Genomic DNA, 21135 nt, shown 5'->3' on the forward strand with positions numbered 1-21135 from the left:
CTGTGGCAGCCTCTACAAGGCTAGTACAGTCGTAACCTTAACGTAAGAACTGGCGGCCACTTTTGCGTCTGGACAAATTGCGAAAAGAGATCGCAAGTGCCGCTCGCTGCCCACGATAAACGTGCAGCGTGACATTTGCGTTTGGCTTTCATCGGACGGTTCAATGCAGGGCGCGTCGAGGCTGCGTCGAGGCTGCGTCGATAGATGCCGGGCTTTAGCGCGACGAGCCTGGTCGGAGCGGCTCGCACCCGCGCACGGTTGAACTATCCTTCTCAGGATCAGCCGATGCCCCGGAGAACGCCATGACGAAGCCCGCTCCCTTCACGCCGCAGCCTGGCAGGCCGCAACCCGACGCGGCACATCCCGTCGAGTCGGCGGACGAGCGGCTCGACGAGGCGCTCGAAGAAACCTTCCCTGCCAGCGACCCGATTGCGGTCGACCCCACGGAACCGGAGGACAAGGGGAAGAACAAGACGTAGGCAAGCGGCACGGCGCGAATCGCGCAACGACACTGCGAGCACGCTCGCCCACACGCGCCTGAAGCAGGCACAAAGGCGCACCGAACGGCGCGCCGGAAGCCGGCATATATACGGAATCTGGCTGCGGCGCACCGCCGCAGCCGTCATGCTCGTCGCAAACGCCGCGAATCAGTGCGTCGGCAAGCCGCTTTCCAGCTGACGCTGGAGCTCGCGCACCTGGTGCTGGGTCGCACGCAGCTGGTCCTGCGCCGCGGCCTTCTGGTTCTGCAGCGCACTCGCCTGCTGGCGGGTTTCCTTCTGCTGGGTCGCCACAGCAGCCTGCTGCTGGCGCGCCACCGAAAGGTCGGCCTCGAGGCGGTTTGCGCGCACCTGCTGCAAGGCAATCAGGCGCTCGGTGAACGCCTTCTGCGCTTCGAGCCGCGTGCGGCGAATCTCGACGTCCGACAGCTGTACCGTCTGCCGCGCGAAATCGCGGTAGATGGCTTCGGCGCGGGTTTCGTCGGTGGTCTTGATGACGCGCCAGAACGTCTTCTGCTGGAACAGCGCGACGTAGTACGTCATCTCTTTGGCGTAGAACAGGAGGCTCGCGCCGTAGCTGCCGTTGTAGGTGGTGCGCAGTTCGGCCAGGTCAGGGCCGTGGATCATGCGTTGCAGTTCCGCCACATTGCCGCCGTCCGTCGCGGAATCGTTTGCGCTGGCAGCCGCAGTGGAAGACGCAGCGGCCGGCGTGACCGCCGGCAAGGGCGCCGGTACTGCCGGCTGGGACTCTACTGCCCCTGCCGTCCCCGCACTCCCCGTTGCCCCGCTCTCAGCCGGTGCGGTTTGCGCGCAGCCGGCTTGCACTCCCCCGATTGTCAACATCGCGACGAGCGCGATCTGTCGAAGTTTTGACTTCTGGTCCATGTAACCCCTGCTCGAACAGTTTTAGTTTTAACAATTCGGGGGTCATTATTACTCAGTTTCCCGGCTTTCGGGCTCCTCCTCGAAAATTTGGTACTTCCGCATCTTTTCCCACAACACCTTGCGGCTGATGCCGAGGTGCTGCGCCGTGTCCTGGCGGCGCCAGCCGTTCGCGTCAAGGGCCGCGAGCACCCGGTTGCGTTCGGCCATGTCCCACTTGCTGCGGTCCACCAGCACCTCGGCGACGCTTTCGGCGGGCACGGGCTGGGTGCTGCGCACGAGCGCGAGCAACCGCTGCAGGCGCGCGGCGTCCCATGAGCCCACCTGGCGCACCGTCACGCCGATCCGTTCGGCCAGGTTGCGCAGCTCCCGCACGTTGCCGGGGAAGTACATGTCCGCGATGGCGTCTGCGAGCCAGTAAGGCAGGTCGGGCAGCGCCGCGAGCCGCTCGGCGCCCACCACCGTCGCGATGAACGCCTTGAAGAGCGCGATCTTGTCCACCGCGCCGCGCTCCTCCAGCGAGGGCACCTTGAGTTCGATCACGGCGAGCCGGTAGTAAAGATCGGCGCGGAAGGCGCCGTCTTTCACGAGTTGCGGCAGGTTCTTGTTGGTCGCCGCGACCAGCCGGAAGTCCACCTTGACCGCCGCCGGAGAGCCGATGCGCGTCACCGCGCCGTCCTCGAGCACGCGCAGCAGCTTCACCTGCTGGTAGAGCGGCAGGTCGCCGATCTCGTCGAGAAAAAGCGTGCCGCCGTCGGCCTGCTCGAAATAGCCCTTGTGCGCCACCACCGCGCCCGTGAACGAGCCTTTTGCGTGGCCGAAGAACAGCGACTCGAAGAGGCCGTCGGGAATGGCCCCGCAGTTCACGGCGATGAACGGCCCCTTGCCGTAGCGCGTGTGCTTCTCGTGCAACAACTGCGCGATGCGCTCCTTGCCCACGCCGGTTTCGCCGTGCACGAGCACGCTCGTTTCGCAATCCGCGAAGGTATCCACTTCGTGCAGCAGCGCCTGCATGCATTCGGAGCTGGCCACGAGCGCGTCCGATGCCGCCGTCTGCGCCGAATGCGCGCGCAGTTGCAGCGCGAGCTTCGAGATCATGCCGCGCAGTTCGGCGCAGGTGAAATCGAGCGGCAGGATGTGCGAATACTCGGCCGGGTACATGGCGGGATCGTGGTCGCGCGGCGCCTGGCCGACCCACACCACGGGCATGCCGTGCGCCGCCTGCCAGTCGCGCAGCACGAGCGCGCCCGAGTCGATCACGCTCACGCTGATGATGGCGAGCGACGGACGCAGCGCCGAGCGCTCCGGCGAGATGGCGATGTCGTCGGCGCGGATCACTTCGACGTCGAAGCTGGCCATGCAGCGGGCAACCCGGTCGACGATGTCCGCCTTGCCTTCCCAGACGTAGACGTCGAGTTCCTCGATTTTGGTGGGGGTTCTCATGGGTGGGTGTCAATAAACCAGTTGAGCCTCGCCGCACGACAGACCGCTGTCGTGCACGGTGGCGACGCCGAGCTGCACGCCGAGCAGTTGCAGCAGCGGCACGAGCAGCACGTCGAGCGAATCCAGAACAGGCGCGAGCGCCTTGAGAAGCAGGTCGAGCAGCGGCGCGAGCACGACGCCGACCACGGACGTGACGTTCACGCCGTTGAGCGTCGCGTAGATCGAGTTCGGCAACTGCGTGGCCAGTTGCGTCAGCAGGCCGCCCGCCGCGCTGCCCAGTGCGTTCGAATTGACGGACTGGTAGTCGTCGCTGTCGCCGGCCACGCCGTTGAAGTTGAGCGAGGTGTAACCCGTGGTCGATGGGGCAAGCTGAAGCTGCAGCCCCGTCTTGTTGGTCGGGTCGCCGACGTTGACGGTCACGCTCAGAGCCGCGGGCGGGATGCCCACCGTCAGCGTCGTCACGGCGGCAGGCTGCGTGCAGCTGGACGGCTGGCTGTAGTTCGTGAAGTTCGCGGCGGCGTTGCCGCCCACGCACACGCCCAGCACGCCGGGCTGCACGCCGATCGTGCTCTGGCTCGTGGCCCGCGACGCCGTGCAGCGCGTACTTTCCAGCCGCGCGTTGCCGGTGCCGCCGGTTTCGAGGTAGACGGGCAAATTCAGCGCCGTCAGATTGACGAGCCCGAGATCGACGTTGAGCAGGCTCACGTCGAGATAAAGCCGCACCTCGGCCGAATGCGCCGTGGTGCGCCAGTTGCCGGCGGCGTCCTGTCCCGCCTCGCCCACCGCGATCACGGGCGGCTCCAGGATGCGGGCCTGCGCCGTGACGTTGGCGAGCGGCCCAAGGTTCAGTGCCGCGCCCAGATTGATGGTGGATTGGCCGTTGGCGATCTCGGCGGCCACGAGCAGCATGTCGAGCGGATTGACGGTGGCCGACGCGGCGGACTGCGCATCCGCGAGCCCCACGGCCAGCAGCGGATTGCCCGCGCCCGCGCTGCTGCCGATGTTGATCGACGGTCCCGAAGGAATCGACGCAGCGAGCGAGCCAAGCGCGCTCGTGGCACTGGCGCTCGCCACGTTGCTGGCCGCGAGCGCAGTCACCATGGCGCGGGCGAGATCGCGCACCTGGATCTGCGTGGCGAGCAGCTCGCTCACCGAAGCGGCGCCCACGGCGGCTGCGAGATCGCCCAGCTTGATCTGCGCGGAGGCGAGCGCCTGGTACGAGGCAACGTCGAGATTGAGGCTCGTGCCGAGCAAGGCGCCCAGCAAGCTGTTCAGCAGGCCGCCCTGGAGCGTCGCGAGCGTGGTGGTGAGCGAGAACGTGCCGATGTTGGTGGATTGCGCGATGGCCGTGGCCTGCACCTCGCGCGCAGGCCCGACGAAGAAGTACGGCACCTGGCGCGCCACCGTCACCTGCACGGCGTTGAGCGGTGCGCCCGTGGTGCCGAAGTACGGCTGCAACGTGTTCGACGACGGATCCCAGCGCCCGCAGGTCACCGTGACGGTGCCCGTGGACGGCAGGCCGTTCACCTGGGTGGCGTTCGCTTGCGCCGAAGCCGTGGCGCCCGCGCATCCCGTTGCGCCCGACACCGTCTGCGCGCCCGCGATGGCGGCCATGTCCGCGACGCGCTGCAACGTGCGTCGGGCGAAGTAGACGTTGCCCACGTCGATGGCGCCGAGCGCCGCTACCGCCACGAGCATCCACGCAAGGCCGAGGATCGCGACCGAGCCGCGTTGTTTCCGCGGCCCGCGGCGAAGCGCGCGCAGAGCGGCCCGACGACGGACGCCGGAAGGGACACGACGACGAATGCAGCCAGTGAGCATGTCAGTTCGACGGCGGCGTGCCGCCGTACCCCACGAGCACGCCTGCGCCGTTGCCGCCCTGGCCCATCGACGAGTCGAAGCGTTCCGGTATCTTCGACTTGAACGATTCGAGATAGCGCTGGTAAGCCAGCGTCGCTTCGGCGCCGAGCGTGGGTTGCGCGGGCGCGGCCGCGGCGTTGCTGCGCTGGAGTGCGAGCCAGGCCGCGGCGGCGTGGCCGATTTCGCTCGCTTTGATGGCGGCCGGCGCCTGCGCCTCGGCAACACGGGGGCTCTCCTGGGCGTGAGCCGTACCGACGACGAGCCACGGCGCGAACGCAAAAGCGAACGCAGACGCACAAAGCGCCGACGCCCAGGCGCGCGGCACACCAGCCGCCCCATGCGCGCGCCGATCAGTGGTCTTCATGTTTTCCTCCCTGCCTTCGTTCTTTCCCCGCCGCATGCCTTCGCTATTGCGAGAAGCGCTGCAAGAGCCGCGGCGATACGTCGATGTCCGACTGGCCCGACTGGCCCGACTGACCCATCTGCATGTTCGCCATCGGCATGCTCTCGCCAACAGCCGGTCGTTCGATACTGCCCGCGTCCGCACGACCTGCACTGCCCGCGCTGCCCGTCTCCGACAGATGCGCACGTGCCGCGGCGCGCTGGCGCAGCCGGCTCGCCTGCGCGACCTTCGCGGCGTCGCTGCGGATCGCCGCGCGCACCTCGGGCGCGATGTTCTGCTGCTTCATCACGGCCTGCGCTTCGGCGTTCTGTCCATCCGCGACGAGAAACAGCACCACGTTGCTCACGATCTTCGGATTGTGCTGATCGAGTTCCGCGGCCTTCATCAACGGCACGCGCGCGCCCGTTACGTCGCCGCTGCGCAGCAGCGCATAGCCGAGATCGGAGAGCGTGGACGCATCCGTGGGCGCAAGGCGCACCGCCTCCTGGAGCTCCGTGGCCGCACGCGTGAAGTCGTCCGCCCCGCCCGCCAGCAAACCCAGTCCACGATGCCCGCGCGCCGCAAGCGGCGTGGCGAGCAGTTGCCGGTAGGCGTCTGCGCTTGCCGCCGGCTGACCCGTGGCGCGCAACGCATCGGCGCGCAGCAGGATCGACTCGGGCGACGCGCCGTACTGCTTCTCGTAGGCGTCGATGTGCGCGAGCGACGCGTAATAGAGCCCCTGCGCCTGCATCCGGTCGATGAGGCCCAGGTACATGCCGGGCGTATCGGGCTTATCGGACGCGGCCTGGCTCGCCTGCTGCAGCTTCGCCTCACGCTCGGCCTGCGCGCCCACGCCGTAGCCCTGCTCCTTGAACGCGCAGGCGCCCAGCAATGCAACGGCGGCCAGCGCGAGCGTACGGCGCAGCGTCTCGCTGACGTGGTTCATGACGCTTCCTTCATGGCGCGGTTCCCCTTGTTCCTTCCCGTTCATTTCCATGTGCGATCCCCGTGCCCTCGTGCGCAGTGCTACCGGTGCGGGTGCACTGACGCCAGCGAGTGCGTGACGGAGAGCACACCCGGCCCTGCGGTGACGATCAGCAGCGCGGGCAGCAGGGTGAGGATCATCACCGCGGTCATCTTCACGGTGAGCCGGCCGATGCGCTCGCGCAGCATCGCGCGTCGCACTTCGCGCAGGCGGTCGCCGAACTGCCGGAGCGGTTCCTGCACGGCGCCGCCGTGCCGGTCCACCTGGATCAGAAGCCGCACGACGGCGCGCAGGTCCTCGTTGTCGTAGCTCGATGCGAGCCGCTGCAGCGACTGCTCGCGCGTGCGGCCCGCCGTGAACTGACGCTGCGCGATTTCGAGTTCGCCCGCGAGCACCGGCAGCACGCCGCGAAATTCGTTGACGAGCACCTGGAGGCTCTGGTCGAGTGAAAGGCCCACGCCCTGCAGCAGGCGCAACAGATCGACCAGCATGGGCAGTTCGTCCACCACGGCGCGCCGGCGCCCGGCTGCACGCCGCTGCACGTAGACCTTCGGCACCATGAAGCCGAGCACGAGCCCCGCCGCCGGCACGAAGAGCCGCATCACGCCGCTGCCCATCCAGTCGAACGCGGCCACGCCGCCGTGCATGAACCAGACGGCGAACGTCGCAACTGCAATCGCCGACGCCAGGCGCGCCATCAGGAAAAGCCCGCGCGAGCGGGCGTCCACGAAGCCGCATTGTTCGAGCAGACGCCGCTCTTCGTCGGCCACGGCCTGGCGGCCGAACGGCGTATCGAGCCAGCGCACGCCCGCGTCGGCCATGCGGTCCACCCATGCAGCGAGGCCGCGCGGCTGTGGGCGTTTGCCGGCGCCGCCCGCCGTTCGACTTGCGGCCTGCGCGGCAGAACCTGTCATGCCCGCCATGCCGTTCACGCCCGCGGCTGCAGCGGCGCTTGCGCGCGCCGCTGCGCCCGGACTGGCACCTGCAGCCGAACTCGCCGCGGTACCCACCGTGCCAGCTACGCCCATACGCGCCGCCGCCTGGGCAGCAACAGAAGAAGACGCCATCGCCGCAGCCGCGGCCCGCGCCTCGAGCGCCATTGCGAGCGTGCGCGCGCTGCGCCTCGTGCCCGCGAGCCGCACCAGCGCATGCGCCGCGAGCAGCGCGCAGCCAAGCGCGCCCAGCACCAGCGCGGCGGTGAACAGCGACCCGGCGCTCATGTGCCGCTCCTCATGTGCCGCTCCGCAGGCGCGTGAGCCGGTACAGCATCCACGCGCCGAAGGCCTGCAGCCCGAACGCGACGAACACGAGCCGCCGCCCCGCCTCGTCGTACCACATCGTGCCGAAGTACTTCGGGTTCGTGAGCACGAGAAAGCTGCCGATGGCCAGCGGCAGCAGCGCCAGCACGCAGGCCGAAAGCCGCGTCTCCGCCGACATCGCGGCAAGCTCGCGGCCCGCCTGTTCGAGGTCGCGCATGAAGGTCGCCATGCGATCGAGCATGACGTCCGCGCGTCCGCCGTATTTGACCGAGAGGCGCAGCACGGCGCCCACCAGTTCCAGTTCGCGCGTGCCGTACACGCCGGCCACGTGATAGAGCGCGCGGTCTATCTCCACGCCGCTGCGCAAGAGGCGCGAGACGTGGTCGAGGCACTCGCGCAGCGGTGCCTCGGTGGTTTGCAGCGCAGCCTGGAACGCGGCCGGCACGCTGTTGCCGAGCACGATGAGCCGCACGATGCCATCCAGAAACGACGGCAGCTGCCGCACGATTTTTTCGCGCCGCCGGTACGCCCGCCGCGACACGACGAAGCCGAGCCCGGCCGAAACGAATGCGAGCGTGGCCAGCACGCCCCACACGCCGCCGCGCGCAAACGCCCATATCGCGAGCGCCAGCGTGCCGAGCGACACGCAGAGCAACGGCATGCGCGCATTGCCGATGCCGGCGCGGCGCAACGTGTTGTCGATCATGGTGATGACACGCGCCTTCCAGTACTGGACGTGCGCGACGAGCGGCGCGCCGCGGCCAGGGGTTGCGCTCATGAGCGTCTGGGCTGCCGCCATAGATCTCGGCGCCAGGCGGGTCGCCTGGTTTGCATGGGCGGCATGGGCCGAGTAGGGAGCCGCCTGTGCCGCGAGCCCAGCCTGTGCGGCGTGCACCCCCTGCCCGGCAAGCGCCGCCCCCTGCGCCGCCGACGCCACACGGCTTTCCACGAAACGCGCGGCCGCCGCGCGGTCGCTGCGCTGCGCGCCGCTGCGCCAAAGCAACAGCGCAGCCGCCGCGCAGAGCAACGCGAAGGCCGCGATCAATAGCGCGACGGCGCTAGCCACGCGAGCCTCCGCCGCGTCCCCCGCCGAACCCTCCGCCAAAGCCGCCACCCGCCCCGCCGCCGAAGTCGCTACCGAAGCCGCCAGGCTCACCGCCGTAGTGGCCACCATAGTTGCCACCGTACCCACCACCCGCCCCCAGCGTCTGGCGGAAGCGCGCGAGTTTCGGCGAATGCGGATGGATGCCGAGCGACGTCCACTGGTCCACCTCTTCGCCCTCGGGCGTCGTGAGCGGCTCGTAGCGATAAAGCTCCTGCGTCGCGATGATGTTGTCCGCGAGCCCGGTGACCTCCGTCACCGAGAGAATGCGGCGGCGTCCATTGGAAAGCCGCCCGATCTGCACGATGAAGTCGATGGCATTCGCGATCTGGCGGCGCAGGCTCGACTCGGTGCCCTGGAAGCCCGCGAAACCCGCCAGCATTTCGAGGCGGTACAGGCACTCGCGCGGCGAACTGGCGTGCACGGTGCCCATCGATCCGTCGTGGCCCGTGTTCATGGCCTGGAGCATCTCCAGCACTTCGCCGCCGCGCACTTCGCCCACGATGATGCGGTCCGGCCGCATGCGCAGCGTGTTGCGCAGCAGGTCGCGAATCGAGACCACGCCCGTGCCGTCGAAACCGCCGGGCCGGCTTTCCAGCCGCACCACGTGGGGATGGTTGAGCGACAGCTCGGCCGTGTCTTCAATCGTCACCACGCGCTCCGGCTCGGGAATGTGGAACGCGAGCGCGTTGAGCAGCGACGTCTTGCCCGAACTCGTGCCGCCCGACACGAGCACGTTGCAGCGCGCCGCCACCGCGGCTTCGAGCAGCGCGCCGATCTCGGCGTTGTAGGTGCCGTTGCCGAGCAGGTCGTCGGGGCGCAGCGGGTCTTTGCGGAACTTGCGGATGGAGACGACGGGGCCGTCGATGGAAAGCGGTTCGATCACCACGTTGATGCGCCCGCCGTCGGGCAGGCGCGCATCCACCATCGGGTTCGATTCGTCCAGACGCCGCCCGATGGGCGCGAGAATGCGCCGCACGATGCGCAAAAGATGCGCGTTGTCGGCGAAGCGCACCGGAATCTTCGTGAGCATGCCGTGGCGCGACACGTACACGTCGCTGTAGCCGTTCACGAGGATGTCTTCCACGGCCGGGTCGTTGAGCAGGTCTTCGATCGGCCCGAAGCCCGCCAGCTCCTTGGTGAGCGCTTCGGCAATCTGGCGCACCTCGGCCTCGTTGATCGGAATGCGGCGCAGCCTCACAAAGCTGTCCATCTCCAGATCCACGAACTGGCCGATCGCATTGCGCGACCAGCGGCCGAACTCCGCGCCCAGCTCTTCGATACGCGTGAGCAGATGTTCGTGCGCCGCGTTCTTGATGTCCTGGAACTGCTGGCTCTGCGCGAACATCGGCGTGTCGTCGGCGAACTCGATGTCTTTTGCCATCGTCTATGACCGCTTCGTTGAGGTTGGAAGAAGACGCCGCAGCGCCGCGAGCGCCGGGTATGCGCGCGTGGCGCGGGCCGGCAGCCCCGCGCTCGCAGCAGGCCCGCCCAGCCGTTCGATCAGCGGTTCGAGCGCGCGCACGTACGGGTCGCGCGGCGCCGCGTCGGCCAGCAGCTGGCCGCGGTTCGCCGCCTGCCCGAGCGCCACGCGCCGCTCGGGCAGCACGGCAAGCAGCTCCACGTCGAGACGCTCTGCGATCTGCGCGGCGGTGAGATCGAGTTGCGGCTCGAAGCGGTTCACGACGAGCCGCACGCCGCTCGTATCCACGTCCTCGGCGCGCAACGCATCGAGCACGCCCACCGCCGAGACGATCGACGCCACGCCCTGGTCGCACACAAGCCAGGTTTCGTCGGCGGCCTGCACGACCTGCGCGATGAACTCGCTGTTGGTGAAGCCGCCCAGATCCACGATCTGCTGGTCGAAAAACGCGCGCAGCCGCGCGAGCAACGCGAGCGACGACGCGTACGAAACCTCGCGCATCTCCGCGAGGTTCGGCGGCAGCGTGGTGAGCGCAAGGCCGCTCGTATGGCGCGACAGCGCCGTGTGCACGAAGGTCTGATCGAAGCGGCGCACGTTGCGCACGGCCTCGACGAAATGGAATTCGCTGCGCGTATTGAGCAGCAAGGTGCCGTCGCCCGCGGGCAGGCCGAGATCGAGCAGCGCCGCCTGGCGGCCGAGCGCCGCGTCGCGTCGTGCCAGCGTGACGGCGAGGTTCGCGGCGAGCGTGCTCACGCCCATGCCGATGCGCGCGCCGAGCAGCACCGCGAGCCGGCCGTGGCGACTCACGGGCTCCACGAGGTTGTCGAGCACTTGGCGCGCGATTCGACGCGCGTCGTCGGCCGGCGCGGCCAGATCGACGAAATCGCGCACGCCGGCGCGCAGCGCGGCGAGCGCGCTTTCGGGTTCGGCAAGCGAGCCCACCGCGACGATCTGCAAGCCGGGATACGCGGCGCGCGCGGCGGCCACGGCGGCACTGGCCGCGGCCACGTGGCCGCCCGAAAAATCGACGAACACGAGCGACGGGTTGAGCGCCGCGATGCGCTGCGTGAGGAGCGTCGGGTCGAGCGTGACCGCGTCCACGGCGCCTACTGCCACGAGCGTGCCGGCCAGCCATTCCACGTGCGCGCCGGCCAGCGATGCGAACACGAAATAGTCGGCGACGGCGCGCTCAGTCAAAGCCTGCGTTCTCGCGTTCATGTTGGACTTCTCCCTGCGGCCGGGTTGTCGTGCGCGGCGTGATCGGTTGCTGGGGCCATGGTGTCGACCATGACCATGACCATTGAGTCGTGAGCCGTCGTCGTACCGGGGCGTTCATCGCGAGAACCCCGGCGCGGCATCGCGCGACAACGCGCCGCCAATGAATGAGCGCCACACGGGACCATCGCGCTGTTCGGCCTGCTCGCCCGGCGTCGCGGGCAAGGCCGCGCCTTTTGCGAGCGGCGAAACGAGATGCGGCGTCACGATGATCACCAGTTCCTTGTCGTTCTGCTGATAGTTGAGCTGCTTGAAGAACGCGCCGATCACGGGCAGGTCGCCGAGCACCGGCACCTTGTCCACGTTCGACGCGGTCTCGCGGTCGATCAGCCCGCCAATCACGAAGCTCTCGCCGTCGCCCAGTTCCACGGTGGTGTCGGCGCGCCGCGTCGTGATGGCCGGCACCGCGATGCCGTTGATCGTGACGGCGTGCACGAAATCGAGTTGGCTCGCTTCGGGCGCGACCTTGAGCGCGATGCGCTGCGGCGAAAGCACGGTCGGCGTGAGCGTGAGGCCCACGCCATAGGGCTTGTATTCGATCGACGTGGTGCCGAGCGCCTGCGGCACCGGCACCGGAATCTCGCCGCCCGCGAGGAAGTTCGCGCTCTGGCCCGAGAGCGCGACGAGCGTGGGCTCGGCGAGGATGCGCGCGAGGTTGTTGCTCTCCATGAGGCTCAGGTCCGAGAAGATGCCGTGCGAGGCCGACTGGAACACGAGGTTGAACGCGGACGAAATCGGCGTCTGCAATACAGAGAGCTGGTTGTTGGAAACGGCTGTCGAAGAAGTCGGCGAAAACGTGCCGAACGAGAAGCCGTTGTTCTGGCGGAAGAAGTTGAAGCCCACCTGCTTCAACACCTGGCGGCTGAATTCGACCACGCGCACGTCCACCTGCACGACGGCGCGCGTGGCGATGGTCGACGTGTCGAACACCGTGCCGTCTTTGCCGATGGAGCCGTTGGCCGCCACCACGGCGCGCTGGTGCTTCTCGAGCGTGGGTGTCGAGCCGCCGATGAGCGCCGTGCCGCCCAGCACCTTGACGCTCGGCGTGTCGTCCGAAAGCAGCGCGCGTGCCGCGTTCGTCGTGACGTTCACGGTGTAGGTGACGGGCGCCTCGCGGTTGCGCTCCCAGAGCATCACGCTCGTCGTGCCCGCAGCCTTGCCGACGAGCAGCACGCCGCCGCCCGCACCCTTCACGATCAGCACGTCGGCCACCGATGGATCGCCCACCGCCACGCGCGTGAGCGCGTGACCGGCTGCGAGCGTCTGTTGCGCGCCTACGGTGAGATCGAGGGTCTGGTGCTGCGTGCTCGCGGCGGCGAGGCCCGAGGCCGGCGCCGCGCGTGCGTCGTTCGCCTGCGTGGCGAGCGCCATGCCCGCGAGGCAGAGTGCCATTGCAACTTTAACGATGCGTTTTGTCATGTTGTCGTGGATGTGTGGACGTGCGCGTCCGCATCCGCTCCCTGTTGCTCAACCGGCGCCCTTTTCATCTTCGAAGGCGTCCCACGGGGCTTCTGTCTGCCTCCCCTGCCTGATGCCGCTGCTACCACGCCACCGTTTCGGCGTGCCCTCCCCGAACGACTTCGATGCTGCTGCCGCGCCCGCTGCCCGTAGCCGCCGCGCCGCGTGCGGCGGCTGTCAGCACCGGCGCCGGGCGCGGCGCGGCAGGCGCGCGGCTGCCGGAACCGGCGCCGCCCGCGAGTTCGTCGAGCGCGACGCCCGCGGCGGCCTGCGTGGAGCCTTGCAACGGCTCGCGCGACACCGTCTTCACCACGCCCGCATAAGGCGCGAACGCGGACGGGTCCGCCACCTCGTCGTCCTTCGGATTACGCAGCGCGAGCACGAGCCGGCCCGCGCTTTCGGCGAGCGTGAGCTTGTCGACGTCGGCCACGGGCACCGCGAGCACCGCGGTGCGTGCAACGCCATTCGGGTCCGCGCCGAAGCTGGTGTTACTGCCCCCCGCGTTCTGCGCCGGATTGCCGAACGCGAGCACGCGCACCTTCGACATCAGGAGGCGCGCCTGTGTACGGCCGATCTCGCCGCCCGCACCCATGCCGCCGTCGCGCTTCAACGTGAAAAACACGTCCACCACGTTGCCGGCGCGCACCCGGTTGCCCACCGCGTTCGATTCGTCCACGCGCACGGCCACCGCGCGCTGGCCGGGCGCGATGCTGTCGGCCATGCCCGAAGAGAGCTGCGTTTCGAGCACCGGAGCATCCGGGGCGATGTCCGCGGTGGGCACGCGGCCGGCGACGAGCGTGGGGTCGCTGAACGCGCCGCCCGGATGAATGGGCAGCATCTGCACGCGCAGCGCCTCGGCGGAAACCGGCTTGCCGGCGACGAGCGTCTGCGTGGCGACCACGACCGGGAACGTCGCATGCGCCACAGCCGCCGTCTGCGGCGGCGTAGCAGGACGACGCGCCAGCATCCAGGCGAACCCGGCGAGCAGCAGCGCGAGCACGAGCAGCACGCCTGCGGTGATACGGGTCAGGTTGGCCATGCGCGCCTCCTCTGGGAGCGGTCGTTCATGGCAGGCATGGCGTTCCTCACAGGATGTTCTCCGGATTGAGCTGCACGGTGGACTGCGTGACGATGGCGTCCGGTATCTTGAAATCGACGAGCGGCAGGCTGGGGACGAGCGGATGGTTCTTGTAGTCGTACGAGAGCTGAACCTGAACGCAGGTCATGGTGCTGTCGTAGCTGCAGTTCTGCGCCTGCGGGGAACAGGTCAAGGCGCTGCTGCCGAGCCAGCTCGCGGCGTTGGTGGCGGCAAGACAAGCGGCACTCGTGCGGGCCGCGAGCGCCGCGGTCATATCGGTGGCCTTCTGGTAGCGCAACGCGGCGCGCGCGCCTTCCTCGGAGGCAAGCGTGAGGCTCTGCTGCGCGACGAACACGAGGCTGTACGAGACAACCGCATACGCGATGGCGAAGAACACGGGAAACAGCAGCGCGAATTCGACGGCGGTGCTGCCTCGCTCGCGCAGACGCGTGTGTGTGCGCGTGCCGAGGGGCGCGCGACGCGGCGTGCTGCTGTCTGAACTCGCCTCGGTGGAACGAACAGGAAAGTGGGCGGTCCGCGTCGAGCGCAGTTTGATGGAGCGCGTACGCCGCAGCGCGTTCATCCGGCCACTCCCGCCGACAGGTGCAACGCGCGCAGCACAAGCCATGCGATGGCAGGCACCGTGAGACACGCGGCGTAAGGCGTTCCGCGCGGCGTGCGCGGAACAAAGTCCGACGATGCTTGCGGCCCCGCCTGTGGCCCCGCGTGTGACCCCGATGAAGCCGTGCTTCCGCGCATCGCGACTCGCGTCGTAAAAAGCAGCACGACGGCATGCACGCCGGCCGCGAGACTCGCCGCCACCCACAGGCCCAGCAGCGCATCGACCCCGCACCAGGCGCCCAGCACGGCGAAGACCTTGACGTCGGCGGCGCCCATCACGCCGAGCGCAAAGAACGGCATCAGCGCCACGAGCCCCACCGCGGCGCCTGCCAGCGCGCGCACAGGCGTCATGCCGAAGGGACTACCGTGGACGAGCGCGAACGTCAGCGCGGCGATCAGGCCGGCTGCGACGAGGACATTCGGCACACGCCGGCTGCGGCAGTCGCACACGGCGACGACCGCGGCCCACGCGGCGAACACGAGGCTGCTGACGAGCGGGTTCATGTCGGATCCGGCAGACAGCACCCTTCGCACGAGCCAATAGACGGCCCGCGCGAATTGCGCTGCTGCTTTCAATCAGGATCGTTGACGGCTACGCGTCAGGTGCCCTTCGCCGTATTGATCGACGACGCGATGTTATCGAAAACCGTTTTAAGGTTTGTGCCGATCGTCGTGACCCCGCCCACGATCAGCAATGCAATCAACCCCGCAATCAGCCCGTATTCAAGTGCGGTTACACCCCTGTTATCTCTCAGGAAACGCCCGGCGAACTTTTTCATTTTAGCCCTCGAAACTGCGTTTGATCTTTGTATGCGAATTGAAATTCGTACGCGCGCGCATATGACGGCCATTCACGGCTGTTCTTTGCAGCCGGGTTTGCCGATTCTTCTTCTAGGAGCGCGTCGCTACATTAGCAGCTGAAATCAGCCGCGCACAGAGGATAGGATATCCGGTCCGATAATGCACCTCCCTCGTCAAACTCCGTATTCCCAGGCGTTATAACCGATCAATCGGCAAGAAGCAATTTCCCACCGAATTTTTTCCGACTTTTTTCGGTTTTTCCCAGCGACCTTTCCCTAATGTTTGAGGTAAGGCTTTCGTGCCGCTTTGCTGCGGTCTTGTCTGGCCGTGGTCTGGCCGTGGTCTGATTATTGTCTGCTTGTTGCCTCGCCCTTCCCTGCGACTTCTTTTTTCCGGCCCACCGTCGAGGCGGCGGTTCAAGCGCCAGAGAAGCGTAGCGGCAGATCAGATGCGAAACAGGTAGGGCTAACCATACGTTAGACGCGTTTCACTAATTCACCGTTGAACGCACGTTTCAAGCGTCGTGTAACCCCCGTTACGCATGCACGCGTAACGGGGGATCGGGCTCGTTACGTTACGCGGCCATTGAAAACGCATTAATTCGCCGCTTCTTCACCCCCATCGGATCGATACACGACATCACGCCAATAGCCGCAAAGCCGCGCGGGTTCTCGCTCTGCGTCTTGCGTGGCGAATCAGGCGCCGCGTTCGCGACTGAAATGGCATAGCTGTTGCAGAGAGTCTTCGCGCAAGACTTCCAACAACATGCTCATGCGAGGGCGAAATGCAGATTCAAACAATAGAGACCGGACTGCGTACAACGACGATTGCGGCCACTGTAGTCGTCGTTCTTTCTCTGGCTGCTTGCGGCGGCTCGGGAACGTTGAGTTCGGGCACCGGGGGCGGCGCGGGGAGCGGCAGCAACGGAGCGATTTCTACGGGAGGCACGGGCTCGGGGGGAACGCAAAAGCCGGGGGGCGGCGATAACAACAATAACAACAACAATAACAACGGCACCACGCCCACCGCCAATGCAGCGGGCCAGGTGGTGGGCAATGCCGGCAACGTCGTGAGCGACGTGGGGTCGACGGTATCGAGCATCGGCAGCGTGATCGGCTCGCAAACGCTGCCCGGCGTAAGCACGCAGACCACCCAGGCCGCAGGCGGCATCGTGCAGAACGTGGGCGCGGCGGTTTCCACGCTCGGCAACGGCGTCACGCAGGGACTCGGCCAGCTCGGCACGGGCGGCAATTCCGTGGGCACCACGCTCGCGAGCGTCGGCGGCGCCGTGAGCAACGTGGGCGGCGCGGTAACGAGCGCCGGCAATCTCGTCACGAGCCTCGGCAGCGGACCGCTGGCGCCACTCGGCGCCGTGACGTCGCCGCTCGGCGGCGCAATCGATACGCTCGGCGGCGCCGTGACGAACGGCGGCGCCACGCTCACCAACGCCCTCTCCACGGGCCCCGTGCAGCAGATCACGCAACAGGTCAGCACCGCCATCACGCCAATCACGTCGATGGTGGCCGCGACCACGCAGACCGTTGGCACGACGACGGGCCTCGGGGCGCCCGTGGCCGGCCTGCTCGGCACGCTCGGCGGCGGACTGGAGAAAGGCGGCGCGCTCGTCGCGTCGTCGGCGGGCGGCAATCCGGTGGCAGCGAGCCTCGGCAACGTCGTCTCCGACACCGGCAAGACCGTGGCGTCGGTGGGCGGTCTCGTGACCGGCGGCACGGGTGGCAATCCGCTTGCGCCGCTCACCACGGCACTTGGCGGCCTGGGTGGGCTCAGCGGCGCCACGGGTGGATTGACGGGCGGCACCGGCAGCGGACCACTCGCGCCGCTCACGGGCGTGCTCTCGTCGGTGACGGGCGCGCTCAGCGGCGCGGCCGGTGGCGCGAGCAGTCCGCTCGCGCCTGTGACCGGCCTCGTGAGCACGGTCACCGGGACGCTGAGCGGCGCGGCCGGCGGCACGGGCAGCGGCAACCCGCTCGCTCCCGTCACGGGACTGCTCGGCACGCTCACCGGCGCATTGACAGGCGCCGCGGGCGGCACAGGCAGCAGCAATCCGCTCGCCCCGGTCACCGGCATCGTTTCGACGCTTGCCGGCGCGGCAACGAGCGCTACGTCGGGCGCGGCACCGGCGGCCACGTCCGGCACGCCGGGCATTTCGCTGACCTCGTCGAGCGGCGGCACCAACAGCGCGTCGAACCCGCTTTCGGGCGTGACGTCGCTCGTGGGCGGACTGCTCGGCGGCATCGCGAAGAAATGACGGCGCGAAATGATGATGTGAAGCGACGACGTGAAACGACGACGCGAAGCGACGACGCGAAACGACATCGATGAATGACGGCAAGAAAAGACGCGTGAGGGCACGGGCATCACGCGAGGCAGACCACCCGCATCCCAAAGAAACCGAGAGAGACTGAGGAGCAACCATGACCCACCACTCAACCTTCACGTCGGGCCACGCACGGGCGGTCGTCGCATCGCTGCGCGTGCCTGCCATCACGCTTGCCGTGGCCTGCCTCGTGGCGGCCTGCGGCGGCAGCAGCGTCAACGCGCCGCCGGCCGCGGCTTCGAGCGGCGGCACCAGCGGGTCCGGCAGCGGCGGCCAGACGACCGCGGCGTCAACCGGCACATCCGGCGCGCTGACCACCGTCGCGAAGACGGCGGGCGACCTGGGCAGCACGATCGCTTCCACGACGATTCCGGGCGTGAGCCCACAGGTCACGCAGGGTCTGGGCAACGCGGTATCGAGCACGGGCGGCGTGGTGGGTGCGCTCTCCGATGCGGTGAGCAACGGCATCGGCCAGACGGGGTCGACGGCCAATCCGGTGGGCACCACGGTCGCGGGACTCGGCTCGGTTGTCAGCACAACGAGCGGCGTCGTGCAGGGACTTTCCACGGCCGTGGGTGGCGTGGGCACGGGCAACCTCGCCCCGCTCTCGCCGGTCACGACGCCCGTCGCGGGCCTGCTCGCCAACACGGCGAACGCGGTCAACGCGGGAGGCGCGACGCTCGGCAATGCCCTGGGCTCGGCGCCGGTCCAGCAGATCACGCAGCCCGTGAGCACGGCGATCACGCCGCTCTTGCAGACGGTAAGCGATGTAACGCAGACGGCTGGCGTGACGACGGGCCTCGGTGCCCCGCTCTCGGGCGCGCTCGCGCAGGTGGGCGGCGCGTTGAAGCAAGCGGGCTCGACGGTGGGCGGCACGACCCAGAATCCGCTCGGCGCGGACGTGGGCAGCCTCGTGGGCTCGCTCGGCAACACGGTGACCAATGCGGGCGGTCTCGTGAACCCGAACGGACCGAACGGTGCGGCGCCCATTCCGGGCCTCATCACGAGCCTCGTGGGCAGCTCCAACGTGGGGGTCGCAAATGGTCCGCCCGCCGGCGGCTACAACCCGCTCACGCCGCTCTCGAACCTGCTCGCAAGCCTCGGGCTCGGCACGAACCCGCTCGGCTCGGCGACGTCGCTGCTCACCGGCACGCCGCTCGCGCCGCTCGGTTCCGTGGCGGGATCGAATCCGCTTTCCACGCTGACCTCGTCGCTCACGGGCAGGGGCGCAGCCAGTCCGCTCGCGGGGCTCACGTCGACGCTCGGCAGCGGGACGAGCGGCGCTTCGAACCCGCTTTCCGCGGTTACGGGCGCCCTGGGTGGCGTGGGTAGCGTGGGTAGCGCAGGCGGCACGGGCGGCAGCGCTCAGTTGCTCGCGCCGCTCACGGCAATCGTGAGTCAGGTGACGGGCACGCTCGGGACAGCGGCGGGCTCGAGTGCGGGCACGGGCTCCACGACGGGCGGCCTCTCGGCGCTCGGCGGCATTCTGCACAAGCAATGAGCTGAACGTGCGTGACGGCGCCGCGTGAATGCGGCGTCCGTCGACGCCTATGTCGCCGCGCGGACCGACCAGACCGACCAGACCGACTAGAGCGACCAGAGCGACTAGAGCGACAACCCGCACGGCACGCGATCAAGGCGAGCGAGAGTCCTGGCGATCGCGCTGCCCGGCAACATCGCACGCCGCAATGCTTCAGCGCTTCACAGATCACGCAGCAAGCAGCACACATCGAACAGCAGCGTTGCACACAACGCGCGCACAACAACAATGGCCTACGAGGACAATCCGATGAACAACGGATACAACCGCTGCAACCCCTGCAACCCCTGCAACCGGTACGCGATCTGGACGATCGCGCTGACGGCGCTTGCCACCAGTGTCGCCCACGCGCAGAGCCGCCCCGCCGCTGCTGGCGGCAATCCGCTTGACGCCCTGCCGCAGATCAATGCACCGCAGAAGGCGCCCAACGTCACCGTGCAGGTTCAGCCGCAGGCGCCGCAATTGCAGCAGCTGCTCGCGCGGCATCTCACGCCCACGCGCTTCCAGGTGGAAGGCGTGAAGTCGATTCCATTCGACGATGTGGCAAAGCGCTTCACGCCGCTCGTGAATCACGACATCACGATCGGCGAGTTGATCGAGGTAGCCAACGGCGTCACGAAGCTCTATCAGGAACGCGGCTATGCGCTCTCGTTCGCGTTCGTGCCCGCGCAGACGTTCGAGAACGGCGTGGTGCGCGTGACCGTCGTGGAGGGCTATGTGTCCGAGGTGAAGGTCACGGGCAAGCCTGGCAACGTGGAAGGCAAGATCCGCGCAATCGCGGAGCACATCCGCGCCGACCGGCCGCTGCGCCTTGCCACCTTCGAACGCTACATCAACGTGCTCGGTCTGTTGCCCGGCGTGAAGGTGGCGGCCAACGTGCCGCCGCCGCAGAACACCGATGGCGCCACGGCGCTCGAATTGAAGGTGGACCGCAAGCCTGTCGATCTGAGCACGGGCATCGACTTCAATCATCCCGGCGTGCAAGGCCTCGTCACGGCCACGGAGAACGGGCTCACTTCGCTCGGCGAGCAGTTGAGCGTGTCCGCGCTGCTGCCCAAGGGCCGCGATCACCAGACCTACATCGCCGCGCACGGTGCGGTGCCGGTGGGCAGCGACGGGCTCATCGCGAAGATCGATGCCTCGCACTATCGCGGCAATCCCGTCGACAATCCGGGGCTGCCGTCGTATGTGGAGCGCACGGTGATCAACGAAAAGCTGGGCGGCTCGCTTGCGTATCCGCTGCTGCTGAGCAATACGCGCAGCGTGGTGGGCACCGTAAGCGCCTACGCCTCGCACGACGAAGACCGTTATCACAACACCCTCAACGGCGCGCAGTACGGGCTGCGCTCGCAGGTGCGCGTGCTGCAGCTCCAGGCCGACTACACGGGCGTGCAGACGGGCCAGGTGCGCAAGGCGAGCATCAACGTGGCGAAGGCGTTCGACATATTGGGCGCGTCGAAGTCCGTCGATACGAACCTGCCGGGTCTCGTGCAGCAGAACCCCGTGTCGCTGCAGTTCGTGCGGACCGGTGCGAGCTTTTCGCAGACCAACGAGTGGCCGTTCAAGATCGGCACCGCCATTTCCGCGACGGGACAGTACAGCCCCGACACGTTGCCCACCTCCGAGCAGATCTCGTTCGGCGCGCAGCGTTTCGCGCAGGGCTATGAACCGGGCGAGGCATCGGGCGATTCGGGCTGGGCCGTTTCGTTCGAGATCAATCGTGCGTTCACGCCAGGCTTCACGTATCTGCGCACGATCACGCCGTACGTGTCGGTCGACACGGCGCGCGTCTACCTGCATGCGGGCACGCCGCAGCCGTCGCGGCTTGCCTCGGTTGCATTCGGCTTTCGCATCTCCGACGCGAAGTACTACAGCCTCGATCTTTCGGTCGCGAAAGCCGTGGGCGACGCGCCCGTGGAAAGCGCTTCGCGCAGCCCGCGCATCAACGCGACGTTCTCTTATCAGCTCAACTGAATGCGCGCCGCGAGTGCCTGCGACTAGAGGTTTTACTCGCAAACGCGCGGCGCGCTTTCACGTATCCTGCCCTTTCGGTTTGCGATCGAACGATCGATAACCGGTCGCTGGAAACAGGCAAGGCGTCGCCTGTCGATGCATACGACGCCGCGCGAAACCCGCCGCCCGAAGCACCCTCAAACACCTCTCATGGCGGGCATTCGCGACGACTCTTACT

General features: G+C 68.0%; 18 protein-coding genes. 4 read left to right on the forward strand and 14 right to left on the reverse strand.

The genetic code is table 11. From position 1 onward, the window contains the following. Positions 1–302 precede the first annotated feature (302 nt). Positions 303–479, forward strand: a complete 177-nt coding sequence (locus P2869_RS09665; protein ID WP_277596316.1) for a hypothetical protein — start codon at positions 303–305, stop codon at positions 477–479. Between the two features lie 168 nt (positions 480–647). Here the strand turns inward: P2869_RS09665 and P2869_RS09670 are convergent, their stop codons facing one another. The 14 genes from P2869_RS09670 to P2869_RS09735 form a co-directional block, all read right to left on the reverse strand. Further along, positions 648–1382, reverse strand: coding sequence for a DUF2968 domain-containing protein (locus P2869_RS09670; RefSeq protein ID WP_026121814.1), 735 nt, complete (start codon positions 1380–1382; stop codon positions 648–650). A gap of 48 nt (positions 1383–1430) precedes the next feature. Further along, positions 1431–2822 carry a sigma-54 dependent transcriptional regulator gene (locus P2869_RS09675; protein ID WP_277596317.1) on the reverse strand — a complete coding sequence of 464 codons (1392 nt, stop codon included), beginning with the start codon at positions 2820–2822 and terminating at the stop codon, positions 1431–1433. Positions 2823–2831: 9 nt separating this feature from the next. Beyond that, positions 2832–4520: a TadG family pilus assembly protein gene (locus P2869_RS09680; protein WP_277596318.1), complete on the reverse strand. Its 1689-nt coding sequence runs from the start codon at positions 4518–4520 to the stop codon at positions 2832–2834. Positions 4521–4644: 124 nt separating this feature from the next. After that, positions 4645–5046, reverse strand: coding sequence for a DUF3613 domain-containing protein (locus tag P2869_RS09685; protein ID WP_277596319.1), 402 nt, complete (start codon positions 5044–5046; stop codon positions 4645–4647). 43 nt (positions 5047–5089) lie between these two features. After that, a complete protein-coding gene (locus tag P2869_RS09690; protein WP_277596320.1) occupies positions 5090–6010 on the reverse strand; it encodes a tetratricopeptide repeat protein in 921 nt (306 codons plus the stop codon). Positions 6011–6090: 80 nt separating this feature from the next. After that, complete coding sequence (locus P2869_RS09695; protein WP_277596321.1) at positions 6091–7269, reverse strand: type II secretion system F family protein; 1179 nt, start codon at positions 7267–7269, stop codon at positions 6091–6093. Between the two features lie 10 nt (positions 7270–7279). Then, complete coding sequence (locus tag P2869_RS09700; protein WP_277596322.1) at positions 7280–8422, reverse strand: type II secretion system F family protein; 1143 nt, start codon at positions 8420–8422, stop codon at positions 7280–7282. Then, positions 8367–9794 (reverse strand): CpaF family protein, encoded by a 1428-nt coding sequence (locus tag P2869_RS09705; protein ID WP_277596323.1) that lies wholly within the window; start codon positions 9792–9794, stop codon positions 8367–8369. Before P2869_RS09705 ends, P2869_RS09700 begins: the two co-directional genes overlap by 56 nt. Positions 9795–9797: 3 nt before the next feature. Further along, positions 9798–11051: a fimbrial protein gene (locus tag P2869_RS09710; RefSeq protein WP_277596324.1), complete on the reverse strand. Its 1254-nt coding sequence runs from the start codon at positions 11049–11051 to the stop codon at positions 9798–9800. A 114-nt stretch (positions 11052–11165) separates the two neighbouring features. Then, positions 11166–12527 carry a type II and III secretion system protein family protein gene (locus P2869_RS09715; RefSeq protein ID WP_277596325.1) on the reverse strand — a complete coding sequence of 454 codons (1362 nt, stop codon included), beginning with the start codon at positions 12525–12527 and terminating at the stop codon, positions 11166–11168. Between the two features lie 121 nt (positions 12528–12648). Then, entirely contained in the window at positions 12649–13605 is a 957-nt protein-coding gene (cpaB, locus tag P2869_RS09720; RefSeq protein ID WP_277596326.1) for a Flp pilus assembly protein CpaB, read from the reverse strand. 46 nt (positions 13606–13651) lie between these two features. Then, positions 13652–14227 carry a TadE family protein gene (locus P2869_RS09725; RefSeq protein ID WP_233411217.1) on the reverse strand — a complete coding sequence of 192 codons (576 nt, stop codon included), beginning with the start codon at positions 14225–14227 and terminating at the stop codon, positions 13652–13654. Further along, a complete protein-coding gene (locus P2869_RS09730; protein ID WP_277596327.1) occupies positions 14224–14769 on the reverse strand; it encodes a prepilin peptidase in 546 nt (181 codons plus the stop codon). The genes P2869_RS09725 and P2869_RS09730 overlap by 4 nt, the downstream gene beginning before the upstream one ends. Before the next feature lie 95 nt (positions 14770–14864). Then, positions 14865–15044 (reverse strand): Flp family type IVb pilin, encoded by a 180-nt coding sequence (locus P2869_RS09735; protein ID WP_126876265.1) that lies wholly within the window; start codon positions 15042–15044, stop codon positions 14865–14867. Between the two features lie 806 nt (positions 15045–15850). Here P2869_RS09735 and P2869_RS09740 point away from each other — a divergent pair. The 3 genes from P2869_RS09740 (at position 15851) to P2869_RS09750 (ending at position 20918) form a co-directional block, all read left to right on the forward strand. Then, a complete protein-coding gene (locus tag P2869_RS09740; RefSeq protein ID WP_277596328.1) occupies positions 15851–17335 on the forward strand; it encodes a collagen-like triple helix repeat-containing protein in 1485 nt (494 codons plus the stop codon). A 166-nt stretch (positions 17336–17501) separates the two neighbouring features. Next, complete coding sequence (locus P2869_RS09745) at positions 17502–18905, forward strand: collagen-like triple helix repeat-containing protein (protein WP_277596329.1); 1404 nt, start codon at positions 17502–17504, stop codon at positions 18903–18905. Positions 18906–19193: 288 nt separating this feature from the next. Continuing rightward, on the forward strand, positions 19194–20918 hold the full coding sequence (locus P2869_RS09750) for a POTRA domain-containing protein (RefSeq protein WP_277596330.1): 1725 nt from the start codon (positions 19194–19196) through the stop codon (positions 20916–20918). Positions 20919–21135: the final 217 nt, after the last annotated feature.

It is taken from the genome of Paraburkholderia sp. SUR17 (assembly GCF_029536165.1).
GTDB lineage: Bacteria > Pseudomonadota > Gammaproteobacteria > Burkholderiales > Burkholderiaceae > Paraburkholderia > Paraburkholderia kururiensis.